Below are 13,712 nucleotides of genomic sequence, written 5' to 3' on the forward strand. Positions count from 1 at the left end.
GAGAATGAAATTGATGTTTGCTCCTGTTCGGTTAACGAGATTCTTTTGAGAAAATCGTATACTTTACTAGAACCCATAAGTATATTGACAATAAAAAAACTCGAATTAATTGCAGAGGGATTAAAACTTAAAAAAGTAATAAATAATCTGCCAGATGTAGTTGGAAAAAAAAATCTTGTGGTTGATTTACATTTCAAAAGTAGTTCAAATTTTTCGTCCGCAAAACTTTTTAATCATTTATTTTTCAAGCAATTACAACTTTTCTATCAAGCGAATAAAAAACCGCTCAACAACATTTCAAAATAAGAAAAACCTCCCAAAGGAGGTTTTTAATAATTTAATAAATTGAAGAAAATATTATCTCACAAATAACAATTCTCTGTATTTAGCCAAGGTCCAGATTTCGTCGTCAACCAACAATTCTAATTTATCACAGTGGTTTCTGATGATATCGAAATATGGTTTTACTTTTTCACAATATGCATCGGCCATTTTCTCTGAACTGTTTAAAGCGTTAGCTTTTTTACGCTCTTCTGTCATAGCTTCTACATTTGAATTGATACCTTCGATATGCTCTGAAATTTCTTTGATTAATCCGATTTGCTCTTTGGCAATTTTTTCAAAGTCTTTTCCAAAGATTTCTTTTAATCCTTTTACGTTTTCAATTAACGTATTTTGGTAACGGATTGATGTCGGAATTACGTGGTTACGAGCGATATCACCCAATACACGTCCTTCTATCTGAATTTTCTTAGTATATTCTTCCAATTCGATTTCGTAACGCGACTCCACCTCAACGTGATCCATAACACCCATCTCACCGAACAAAGCAATCGCTTGTTTAGATACTTTTGCTTTCAATGCTTTCGGAGTTGTTTTGTGATTGCTCAATCCGCGTTTTTTAGCTTCTTTTTCCCAAGCTTCACTGTAACCGTCGCCTTCAAATAAGATAGCTTTGGTTTGTTTGATATACTCTCTTAAAACATTGAAGATAGCATCGTCTTTCTTCATGTCTTTTTTCTCGATCAATTCATCAACCTCAACTTTGAAATCTTTTAATTGCTTAGCAACAATCGTATTTAAAGTCGTCATTGAAACCGCACAGTTTGCAGTAGAACCAACGGCTCTGAATTCAAATTTATTTCCAGTGAAGGCAAATGGAGACGTTCTGTTTCTGTCGGTGTTATCCAACAATACGTCCGGTAATTTACCTACTACGTTCAATTTCAAATCTGTTTTTTCTTCAGGAGAAAGTTTTCCAGTGGAAACACCTTCTAATTCAGCTAAAACATTTGTCAATTGCTGACCGATGAAAACAGAGATGATAGCCGGTGGCGCCTCGTTTGCTCCCAAACGGTGGTCGTTACTTGCAGAAGCAATAGAAGCTCTCATCAATTCTTCATAATCATGAACCGCTTTGATGGTATTGATGAAGAAAGTCAAGAATTGTAAGTTGCTCATTGGCGTTTTGCTTGGGCTTAACAAGTTTACACCTGTATCTGTAGCCAATGACCAGTTATTGTGTTTACCTGAACCGTTAACTCCTTTGAATGGTTTTTCGTGGAATAACACTTTAAAGTGATGACGCTCTGCTACTTTTTGCATAACATCCATCAATAATGAGTTATGGTCAACCGCTAAGTTTGTTTCCTCGAAAATAGGAGCCAATTCGTATTGGTTTGGAGCTACCTCGTTGTGACGAGTTTTCACCGGAATACCCAACAACATACATTCTTTTTCCAAATCTCTCATATATTGTAATACGCGAGTCGGAATAGAACCGAAGTAGTGGTCTTCCAATTGTTGACCTTTTGCAGAAGTATGTCCTAATAAAGTTCTTCCGGTTGCCAAGATATCAGGTCTTGAATTTGCCAAAGCAGCATCAACCAAGAAATATTCCTGCTCCCAACCTAAAGTAGGGGTTACTTTTTTAACGTTTTTGTCAAAATATTTAGCAACATCAGTCGCTGCATTGTCAATCGCATGCAAAGCTCTCAACAAAGGTGTTTTGTTATCTAAAGCCTCACCTGTATAAGAGATGAAAACTGTTGGGATACATAATGTTGTTCCGAAGATGAAAGCCGGAGATGTTGGATCCCAAGCAGTATATCCGCGTGCTTCGAATGTATTTCTGATTCCTCCATTCGGGAAAGACGAAGCATCCGGCTCTTGTTGCACCAATTGGCTTCCTCCAAATTTCTCAACAGGATCGCTTCCGTCCATTGATGTTTCGAAAAACGCATCATGTTTTTCAGCAGTTGTTCCTGTCAATGGCTGGAACCAGTGTGTATAATGAGTCACTCCTTTGGAAAGTGCCCATTCTTTCATTCCCATTGCAATATATTCTGCAATTTTACGATCAATTTTAATTCCGTTTTCGATAGCATTTTTAACTGCCTTATAAGCCTCTGGCGTCAAAAATTGTCGCATTGCCTTATCGTTAAAAACGTTACTTCCGAAAATCGCTGATTTTCTATCCGAATCATCTACCGTTACGGGTGTTCTGTCTGTTGCTTTTTGTAAAGCATGGAAACGAAATGTTGACATAAGTTGTGTTTTTAAGGTTATGACCTGTAATTATACACCGCAAAAATATAAAATTTTACATTACAAAAACATTTACCCCCTAAAAAAATAGGGGCTAGACAAAAAACCATTACTCATTCGCCAAAAAACCCCATAATTTACACACTGTCGATTCATATACTTCCAATGCAATACTTATTCAGCACAACATTACATTTGACTATTATAACACGAAAAGAAAGTCAAACACCTTATTATCTTCGAATTAACAGAACACAAAACATAAAAAAAGGCCATCCATAGACAGCCTTTTTTTTAAAATTATTCAATATATATTGATTACATTTTAATTTTCTGAATTCTTGATTCGTCAATATTATAAGCTTTCACTACCGCGTTATAATCTTTAATGTCAACCTTATTTGTTTGTTTGTTATTTACAAAAGCTGGTATGATAACCACTCTGAAAACCTGATTCAGTTTATAAATATTGGGCAATGTCGGTAAATCGAAACCGTACAAATCTACCTTCACATCAAATTGTGTAAAATCATTGTTGTAACCAAAATCCAAAGTCCCATCGGAAAAATAATAGGTTTCCGGCAACAATCTCCATTCGTCACCCTGTGGCCCCACGCCAGACAAACGGTAGACAAGGACCATATCGGAAGTATAAATTGCATGAGGGTACGTCAAAAAGACACTATAATTATTAGCCTCAACCAAATTAATATTAGAATATTCAAACACCTCACTGATGGTATCCTGATCGTTAGTATCCTGAACATAATATTCTTCTGTAGTGCAACTTTGAAGCCCAATCATCCCGATGAAAGCCAACAATAAAGTAATCTGCTTGCTCATAGCTAAAAATTTATTTTTCTTAATTCTTTCTAAAGTAAATTATCATTAAGGCATTCATTCCGAATAACCTTGTTCAGTTGTTAATTGTCAATAGTCGTGCCAAACTTTTAGAATGCTTTATTTCCTATACAATTCATCACTTAAAACCTTCCCTTCACTACACAAAATAGCTGCAAAAACTATTAAACCAATACTGCAAAATAGAAAATAAAAAGTTTAACATAATAAAATGAAGAAAAATATCACAATAGAATTTCAATAATATCAGATTTTTATAGTAACTTTAGCTTAATCAGGCATTAACCACTATATCCTTACCATATTATGACCATATAAGCCCAAACAATCCCGATAAATTTTGCCCCACAAAATTGAGAAGTTATTTTTTGAGAATCATTGCGCAATATGAAAAAGACAATACTATTAGCATGCCTCTTATTATTCTCATGTTCCATAAACGGACAAGTGTTAATCTCATTATTGTTAGGAGACAAACTCAACACAGGCAAAATAGAATTCGGGCTTGATGGTGGTGTAAATTTTGCATCGCTGAGGGGACTGGATGATTCCAAAGCAAGCGCTCGCTTCAATCTGGGCTTTTATTTTGACATCAAAATGAAGAATGACTGGATGTTCCACACTGGTGTGATTGTAAAATCAACTATGGGAGCCAAAGACCTCAAACCCTATTTACTTAATGACCCCGAATTAGACAGTGAATTTGCCAATGGGGAAGTCAGACGGAACTTGGAATACTTCAACGTTCCGTTAATGATGAAGAAAAAATTACCCAAAAGTTTTTACGCCGAAGGAGGATTTCAACTGGGCTTACTTTACAAAGCAACAGACGAATTCACAGCAGAGGTAAAAGATAAAAAAGACCTGAAGTACAAATTATCCATTAAAGACAATTATCATCCGCTTGACGCAGGACTTCTCGTCGGATTAGGATATCGCTTAATGGGTGGCAACGGAATGAATTTAGGTGTTCGCTATTACTATGGATTGGTTGACATCGAAATTGATGATCAAAACAGCGGCGTCTTCAACCAAAGCTTTTACATCACTGCAGGTATTCCTATCGGCGCAGGTAAAGCAAAAGAAAATTTAGAAAAAAAAAGAGAAAGAGAATAAAATAACTGAGTAAGAACCGTAAAACAAACTCTGAATACCATGAAAAATTATATTTTATTTGCCTTTTGTCTATTGATAACGATATCGGCAAACGCACAGGTTTTCACAAACAAAGAAGTCGGCAAGAAAAACCAGGAACTTATTGACAGTTTAAAAGTCTCCGATTATCCCTATGCGTTACCCATTTGGGGAGATAAAGCAACCAAAGCAGGATACAACCTCCCATATTCTGCCGGAGTCAGCATTAATTATCTTTGGCAGGAGTCCGACATTATCATAAACAATCTGGAAGTTGGATTTAACAACGGTCCGATGCACAATCTAGACCAAATCGTCCGTTTCGATAAAGCCGTGGCTACTTCAAACACCATTTCGGTACGCCCAGACATCTGGCTGTTTCCTTTTTTAAATGTTTATGCCATCTTAGGAAAAACGTCAGCCAGCACTGACATCGGTGTAGGAGTTTGGCTTGATGATCCTGCAACTGGCTCGGAAACGAAAATCACCTCATTTGACACAAAAGTGGAATTTGATGCCACTACGTTTGGTCTCGGGATGACCCCTACCATTGGAGTAGCAGGAGGATTTTTGGCTTTGGATATGAACGTCGCCTGGACAGATGTTCCACAACTTCAAAAACCTGCCTTCACCTTTATCTTCGGTCCCAGACTTGGTAAAAATTTCAAATTTGGGAGGCCTGACCAAAACATTGCCGTTTGGGTGGGAGCATTCCGCGTAAAACTTAAATCCGATACTAATGGTTCCTTAAGCCTTAGTGAAGTTTTTGAGGGAGGAGAATTGGACCAAAAAATTCAGGAAGGCATTGCAGGCGTGGAACAAAAACAACAAGATGTCGACGCATGGTGGGACAGCTTGGGTACGGCAGGACAAGCCAATCCGATCAATCAGGCAAAATACAACCGAGCCAATCAAATTTTAGAAAGAGCCGGCGAATTTCTTACTGCCGCTGATACCGCTGTAAACAACATCTCTAATTCTACCGTACAATATTCCATGGACAAACAACCAAAAGACAAATGGAATTTTATCATTGGATCTCAATATCAATACAACAAACATTGGATGCTTAGAGCTGAAGCAGGGTTCCTATCGTCACGCGTACAGTTTTTAACCAGTCTTCAATATCGTTTCGGTTTATAAAAACATGTAGTCTGGCAGGGCAATTTCATTGTTCGGTTATTGACCATTACAATCTAAGCATAAAAAAACACCTCTTACATCAAGAGGTGTTTTTTTTTATCTTCAACATAAGTTTTAACGTTTTCTTTCGGCATGAAGAAAAAGTAATCCATCTGTAGTATATTCACTGAAATTTATCTCGTCGCTACGTAAATAAGCCACTCTTTTTCCACTGATACTTGACATCAATGAACCAGATTCCAAACTTCCATGGTCTAAAACGCCGCCAGAACCATCATTCATAGTTTTGAACAATACCCACATTCCTTCAGATCTTGACATAATCAATCTCAAACCACCTACAATTGCTGCATTATTACTTGGAAGAATAAGGCCTGGATCAGTTTTACGCGGATTTGGCAACCCTGGTTCCTCTGGTTCCTCTGGTTCCCCTGGTTCCTCTGGTACCCCTGGCACCCCTGGTTCGATTGGTTCTTCAAAATTTGGTGACCCTGGTCCTGGTGAATCCCCTGGATTCAATTTAGCTGAAAGGAGATAATTTCCTTCATAAGCTTCAATTAATGTATTTGATTTTTCTTTAAAAACAGTAGAAGACTGTATAATGTTACCTCCAATATTCAAACCCAACAACTCTGGATTTGATCCATTTTCATTTACCGAAAAGTATAATGTTACAGGAGAACTGTCATACATACCTCTAAGCAAGATAAAGGAAGGTTTTTCTCCAATATCAAACGCTTCTAACACTTCTGGAGCTTCTGCTAAATTAATAACTCTGTTTTTGTAATAAATTACTCCACTAGATCTTTCTACTCCACTAGATTCTTCAGTTTCATTTTTAAAATTAATAGCGAATGTTCCTTCTGAAAACACGCCTTTGTATATTCCTCTTGCACTGTTATCATATTGAGGAAGTGCTTGTGAGGTTGTAGCACATGTGGTGCACACATACGGTGCTCTGGCCGCTGTAGTAGTATCCGGCGGCACATCATAGTCGTCATCCGAACAGGAATAAATAAACCCGCCTGCAATTAATGCCAGGCAGAAGAAGCCTAACGACTTCAAGTTTCCGATTGCAATAGAATTTTTCATAATATTTATATTTGATTGATTGATTTCTAAATATTATGGGGCATTATGCAAATCGTGGTATTTGACCTCAGGGGTACATCTTCAAAATTAGTAAAAATCCATTTTTAAGGTTAAAAAGTAATCTTAAATTAAACATAAAAAAGGCCCCAAAATGGAGCCTTTTTTTAAACCTATAAGTCTTACATATTCCTTCTGTACTGACCTCCTACTTCAAACAAGGCCGAAGTAATCTGACCTAATGAACAAACTTTGGTAGCATCCATTAATTTCTCAAAAATATTCTGATTATTAATTGCAGCATCCTGAATAATAACCAATTGCTCCTCTACTTCATGTTTATTCGCTTCGTGAAGATGCCCTAACATCACGATCTGATATTTCTTTTCTTCTTCCGTAGCACGGATAACCTCTGCAGGAATAACTGTTGGCGAACCTTTAGAACTTAAGAATGTATTCACACCGATAATCGGGAATTCCCCGGTATGTTTCAATGTTTCGTAATACAAACTTTCCTCCTGGATTTTTGAACGCTGATACATCGTTTCCATAGCTCCAAGTACTCCACCTCTTTCGGTAATTCTGTCGAATTCTGCCAATACAGCCTCTTCAACCAAATCCGTTAATTCTTCAATGATGAATGAACCCTGAATTGGATTTTCGTTTTTCGCCAATCCTAATTCTTTATTGATAATCAACTGAATTGCCATAGCGCGACGTACTGATTCTTCAGTTGGTGTCGTAATAGCTTCATCATATGCATTGGTATGCAATGAGTTACAGTTGTCGTAAATTGCATATAACGCCTGTAGCGTAGTTCGGATATCGTTAAAATCAATTTCCTGAGCGTGTAATGAACGACCAGATGTTTGAATATGGTATTTCAACATTTGCGCTCTTTCGTTAGCACCGTATTTGTTTTTCAAGGCTTTTGCCCAGATTTTACGCGCCACACGACCAATTACAGCATATTCCGGATCGATACCGTTCGAGAAGAAGAACGATAAGTTCGGACCGAAATCGTTGATGTTCATGCCTCGGCTTAAGTAGTATTCCACGTAAGTGAAACCATTAGCCAATGTGAATGCCAACTGTGTGATAGGATTAGCTCCTGCTTCCGCAATATGGTAACCCGAAATCGAAACCGAATAGAAGTTACGTACATTCTCCTTAATAAAGTATTCCTGAACGTCACCCATCAATCGAAGCGCGAATTCCGTAGAGAAAATACAAGTGTTCTGCGCCTGATCTTCTTTTAGGATATCCGCCTGAACCGTACCACGTACCTGAGCCAGCGTTTTAACTTTGATGTCGTTGTAAACTTCCAATGGTAACACCTCATCTCCGGTAACTCCCAAAAGGAACAATCCTAATCCATCATTTCCTTCCGGCAATTCCCCTTGGTAATGCGGACGCTCAACACCTTTCTTTTTATATATCGCTTTGATTTTAGCCTCAACTTCTTTCTCTAAACCGTTTTCTTTGATATATTTCTCACAATTCTGATCGATAGCCGCATTCATGAAGAATCCTAATAACATTGGCGCCGGACCGTTAATGGTCATCGAAACCGAAGTCAGTGGATGGCTCAAATCAAAACCTGAGTATAATTTTTTCGCATCGTCCAAACAGCAGATGGAAACACCGGCATTACCAATCTTCCCGTAAATATCAGGACGAACGTGCGGATCATTTCCGTATAACGTCACACTGTCAAAAGCAGTTGACAAACGTTTTGCTGGTAAACCGGCACTCACATAGTGGAAACGTTTGTTGGTTCTTTCTGGACCTCCTTCTCCGGCAAACATACGAGACGGATCTTCTCCTTCACGTTTAAACGGATACAATCCTGAAGCAAACGGGAATTCTCCCGGTACATTTTCCTGTAAGTTCCATCTCAGGATATCACCCCAAGCCTGGTATTTCGGCAACGCAACTTTCGGAATCTGAGTGTGTGACAAACTCTCGGTATGCGTAGCGATTTTAATTTCTTTATCACGAACTTTAAACGAGTAAACCGGGTTTTTGTATTTGTTTACTTTTTCGTCCCAAGTTAAAATGATTTCCCAGTTGTAAGGGTCTAAATTCATTTTTACGCGGTCGAATTCTTTGGTAAGCAATGATAAGAATTCTTGTTTCTCCGGTGAGTGATTCAACGATTCTTCAACAATTCCTGATTTATCAATTTTAGGAACTCGTCCTGAAACCGTTTCCACTGTTTTGAAAATACCGTATAATTTCTGAGCCACATCCACTTGAGAAAGTGCTGTTTCGTCATATTTACGGTTGTTCTCTGAAATTTCAGATAAATAACGGGTTCTGTGTGGTGGAATCACGAAAATCTTCTCGCTCATCTCACGCGTAATCTCGAAAGTCGAATGCAAATCGATTCCCGTTTTCTCTACAATTTTATCCATGATGGATTTGTAAAGCGTATTCATTCCCGGATCGTTAAACTGCGAAGCAATTGTTCCGAAAACCGGCATTTTATCAGGATCAACGTCCCATAAATTATGGTTGCGCTGGTATTGTTTTTTCACATCGCGGATAGCATCCAAAGCACCTCGCTTGTCAAATTTATTTAAAGCTACCAAATCGGCGAAGTCCAACATGTCAATTTTCTCCAACTGGGTTGCAGCACCGAACTCAGGCGTCATTACGTATAACGAAACATCGGAGTGGTCCATAATTTCCGTATCCGACTGACCGATTCCTGAAGTTTCCAATACGATTAAATCATATTTGGCTGCTTTCAATACTTCAATCGCTTCCTGAACATATTTCGATAATGCCAAGTTTGATTGACGTGTTGCCAATGAACGCATGTAAACTCTCGGATTATTAATCGCATTCATACGGATTCTGTCTCCCAAAAGAGCTCCTCCCGTTTTACGTTTAGACGGGTCAACAGAAATTAATCCGATGGTTTTTTCAGGGAAATCGATTAGAAAACGACGTACCAACTCATCCACTAAAGAGGATTTACCGGCACCACCTGTTCCTGTAATACCTAAAACCGGAGTTTTGCTGTCCTGATTTATTTTGTATATTTTTTCCAAAGTCGACTTCGCTACTTCAGGGAAATTTTCTGCCGAAGAAATTACGCGGGCAATTGCCGTTGGGTTTTTACTTTCCAGATGACTTAATTCTCCATTAAGCACCTCTCCTACCGGAAAATCGGAACGTTGTACCAAATCGTTAATCATTCCCTGCAATCCTAATGCACGGCCATCGTCCGGAGAATAAATTCTCTCGATACCGTATTCGTGCAATTCGGAAATTTCAGAAGGAAGGATTACTCCTCCACCACCTCCAAAAATCTTGATATGACCTGCTCCTTTTTCTTTAAGCAAATCATACATATACTTAAAATATTCGTTGTGTCCTCCCTGGTAAGAAGTCATCGCAATAGCATTTGCATCTTCCTGAATAGCAGTATTCACTACTTCTTCCACACTTCTGTCATGTCCAAGGTGAATTACCTCAACACCGGTTGCCTGAATGATTCGGCGCATGATATTGATCGCTGCATCATGTCCGTCAAACAACGAAGCCGCAGTAACAATTCTAACTTTATTTTTTGGTTGATATGGTTGTACTTGTTCCATTTTTTTGGTAATAAATTTTGAGGCTGCAAGTTACGTATTTATTGAAAAAGTAAAGGAGTTAAATTTTAAATTCTTATACACAAAAATCCGGTCATTTTGTCGGACTTACAACTTGATGGTTTTCCGGAAGATATTCCTATTTCAGATGATAAAATCTTTGCGTAGTGCACCCACAGTTCAAAAAAGGAATTCATGGGTTGTAAAATAAAAGTCCTCTATTGATACTGTTCCGCAAAGTCTCCTGACTTTGCGTGCTAATTTCTAGAACAAAAACAAAAAGCTACAACTTAAGGCTGTAGCTTCTACTTATTTCAGATAGCACTGTTTTAAACATTATTGCTCAAAGTCAGGAGACTTTGCGCAGCGGAAGGCTTCCTGTATCTGTGTGATGAAAAACATCTTTCTAGGAAGCCTAATTTGTAGAATGTCTTTATTGTTTAATGATTTTAATATTCAAAATTTCTTTTGAGGTAAATATTTTTAATATATAATATGCGGACGGTAAGTTTGAAATATCTAATTCACAATTTGTATTATTAGCTGTTTTTGAAATTATTTTTCTACCCTGTAAATCAAATAAATCTAATTTTTCAATTAATTCAAAATTTGATTTGACAAATAATATATTTGATGTAGGATTAGGATACACTGCAACATTTTTATCACTTATTGTAAAATCATCAGATGATAAGTTTGAACAATTTACAGGAAAAGGCAGATACTTTGTCGAGTTTAGACCTAATTGTTGATTTCTATTTCTACCCCATGTCCAAATAGTATTGTTGTTTTTAAGCGCGATAGTATGTTCATATCCTGCACAGATTTGAGACCAATCTGTCTCAGAACCAATTTGCTGCGGATATAACCCTATGTCATTCGTGCCATCACCAAGTTGACCAAATCGATTATAACCCCAAGCCCATAATGTACCATCAGTTTTTATAGCAACAGAATGATTATCTCCTGCTGAAATTTTATCCCAATTATTTGCAGTACCAACTTGGATTGGTGAAATCATGTTCGTATAATTACCTATACCTAAAGCACTATATAAATTAACACCCCATGCCCACAATGTACCATCTGTTTTAACGCCTAATGTGTGCCTATTATTAGTAGATATTGTTTTCCAATTAGAGCTTGTACCAATACGTTTTGGTGCATCCCTATTAACATTAGTTCCATCACCAAGTTGATTCTCATCATTTAAGCCCCAAGCCCATAGTGTACCATCATTTTTGATAGCAAAAGAATATTCATTTCCTGCAAATACTTCAAACCAATTTGATTCTACACCAACTTGTGTTGGTAAGTTTTTATTAGCATAGTTCCCAATACCAAGTTGACCAGATGAATTTTGACCCCAAGTCCAAAGCGTCCCATCGCTTTTAATTGCTAAAGTGTGATTATTACCGGCTTTTATTTTTAGCCAGTTTGTACCTGTCCCTATTCTTGTAGGCACATTTTTTCTTGTAAATGTACCATCTCCGTGCTCACCGTTACTATTTAAGCCCCAAGCCCACAATGTTCCATCTGTTTTTAAAGCGACAGTATGCGACTCTTTTCCGGAAACAGTACTCCAATCATTGTCTAAGGTTATTTGATCAGGAATAACCTCACTATTGACAGTATTGTTACCAAGTTGACCATATGTATTTTTACCCCAGGCCCAAAGCGTTCCATCATTTTTAATAGACATTGAATAAAAATCCCCTTTATCAATTTTATTCCAGTTGTTATCAACACCAATTTGTGTAGGAATGGTTTTATTGGCATATTCACCATTTCCAATTTGCCCAAATTGATTATCTCCCCAAATCCATAATGTACCATCGTTTTTAATAGCTGCTGAATTATAATTACCACCAGCGCTAATTAAATTCCAATTCGTATCTGTACCAATTTGGTTTTTAATCTCAACATAATTATTTGAACCATCCCCAGTTATATTAGTATTATTTCCCAGTTGACCAGAAAAATTTGCACCCCAAGACCATAAAGTGCCATTTGTTTTAATCGCTAATACATGACCATAATATTGGTCTATTTTTAACCAGTTTGAGTCTGAACCGTTTTGAGAAATTGGACGAGATACGCTCCAATACCAAAGTGTTCCATTTGTTTTTATAGCATAATTAACACTTATACTTGCCCAGTCATTATTTGTACTTATTTGTAGAGGATTTGTAGTTGTGAATACTAAATTAGTATCTAAGCCTAGTTCTCCTGAAGCGTTACTACCAAATCCCCATAAGGTTCCATCAGTTTTAAGTGCAATTGCATGTCTTTGTCCATGACGTATTTCTGACCAATTTGTAGAAATACCAACTTTTGTAGGTCTGTTTTTATTGGAAAGACTACCAAGACCTAATTTACCATATTCACCACTTCCCCACGACCAAAGCGTCCCATCAATTTTTATGGCATAAGAACATTCTTCACCAGCTTCAATTTTAACCCAGTTTGTATCTGTTCCTATTTGAACTGGACTTTTTCTATTTGTAAATGAAATGTCTCCAATTTCTCCAAAAATATTAAACCCCCATGCCCAAAGTGTTCCATCTGTTTTAAGCGCGAGAACATGACTGGTTCCAGCACTAACTTTACTCCAATTTGTATCTGTGCCGATTTGTTGAGGAATATTTTTGTCTATATATGTCCCATCCCCTAATTGTCCAAAACGATTACTACCCCAAGTCCAAAGAGTCCCATCACTTTTAATGGCAATTGAACATACTTCTTCATGTCCGAAGAAACCTCCTTGACTAATTTGTGACCAACATTGTCCAAATGAGAACTTACTAATTAATAATATGACAGATAATAAAAATTTTTTATTTTTTAACAATGTAATTTTTTTCATAAACTTATTTTAAGTGTGCAAATACAATATGATTTTAGTAATAACATTCTTATTTATGGTTTAGCACTTACTGGTAACTCTTAAATAGATGTACCGAATTAATTAGTATATATAACTACTCATTTTAAAACGCATTACTATTTGGAGAAAATTCATTATCTCAATTTTCCGCAAATCTACAAAAAGTAAGAAAATAAAAACAATTTAAGATTTTATAATTTGATGCTATTGCGTTGCGGATCTCTTTAGCTACTATTCATCCATTTCTATGTGTGACAAAAAAAAACAATCGAAAAAAATTGCAACAATATTTGTGGCGAAATATTTGTGGCGAGATTTTTGCTACAAAAAAAATGTCACAATGAAATCTAAAAGAGGTATAAAAAGTATTTTGGGTTTAACGTAAGAAGAAATGGCAATGCTGTTAGGAAAAAGGAAAGTCTGGACATCTTAAAAAAACAGTCTGG

The 13,712-nt window shown here is 37.0% G+C and carries 7 protein-coding genes; 2 read left to right on the top strand and 5 right to left on the bottom strand.

What is annotated here, in order from left to right; genetic code table 11:
• Positions 1 to 357: 357 nt before the first annotated feature.
• Both LZF87_RS13640 and LZF87_RS13645 read right to left on the bottom strand, forming a co-directional pair.
• Entirely contained in the window at positions 358 to 2,547 is a 2,190-nt protein-coding gene (locus LZF87_RS13640; protein ID WP_244339795.1) for a glutamine synthetase III, read from the bottom strand.
• 318 nt (positions 2,548 to 2,865) lie between these two features.
• Positions 2,866 to 3,390 (bottom strand): hypothetical protein, encoded by a 525-nt coding sequence (locus LZF87_RS13645; protein WP_244339796.1) that lies wholly within the window; start codon positions 3,388 to 3,390, stop codon positions 2,866 to 2,868.
• 405 nt (positions 3,391 to 3,795) lie between these two features.
• Between LZF87_RS13645 and LZF87_RS13650 the strand changes: the two genes are divergently transcribed.
• Positions 3,796 to 4,524, top strand: coding sequence for a porin family protein (locus LZF87_RS13650; RefSeq protein ID WP_244339797.1), 729 nt, complete (start codon positions 3,796 to 3,798; stop codon positions 4,522 to 4,524).
• 39 nt (positions 4,525 to 4,563) lie between these two features.
• The gene (locus LZF87_RS13655; RefSeq protein WP_244339798.1) at positions 4,564 to 5,685 is read left to right on the top strand and encodes a hypothetical protein; all 1,122 of its coding nucleotides are present in this window, start codon (positions 4,564 to 4,566) and stop codon (positions 5,683 to 5,685) included.
• Between the two features lie 114 nt (positions 5,686 to 5,799).
• Here LZF87_RS13655 and LZF87_RS13660 read toward each other — a convergent pair whose 3' ends face one another.
• The 3 genes from LZF87_RS13660 to LZF87_RS13670 form a co-directional block, all read right to left on the bottom strand.
• On the bottom strand, positions 5,800 to 6,777 hold the full coding sequence (locus LZF87_RS13660; RefSeq protein ID WP_244339799.1) for a hypothetical protein: 978 nt from the start codon (positions 6,775 to 6,777) through the stop codon (positions 5,800 to 5,802).
• A gap of 179 nt (positions 6,778 to 6,956) precedes the next feature.
• Positions 6,957 to 10,382 carry a methylmalonyl-CoA mutase family protein gene (locus tag LZF87_RS13665; protein ID WP_244339801.1) on the bottom strand — a complete coding sequence of 1,142 codons (3,426 nt, stop codon included), beginning with the start codon at positions 10,380 to 10,382 and terminating at the stop codon, positions 6,957 to 6,959.
• Positions 10,383 to 10,812: 430 nt separating this feature from the next.
• Positions 10,813 to 13,245, bottom strand: a complete 2,433-nt coding sequence (locus LZF87_RS13670; RefSeq protein ID WP_244339803.1) for a T9SS type A sorting domain-containing protein — start codon at positions 13,243 to 13,245, stop codon at positions 10,813 to 10,815.
• Between the last annotated feature and the right edge of the window lie 467 nt (positions 13,246 to 13,712).

It is taken from the genome of Flavobacterium enshiense, assembly GCF_022836875.1.
GTDB classification, from domain to species: domain Bacteria; phylum Bacteroidota; class Bacteroidia; order Flavobacteriales; family Flavobacteriaceae; genus Flavobacterium; species Flavobacterium enshiense_A.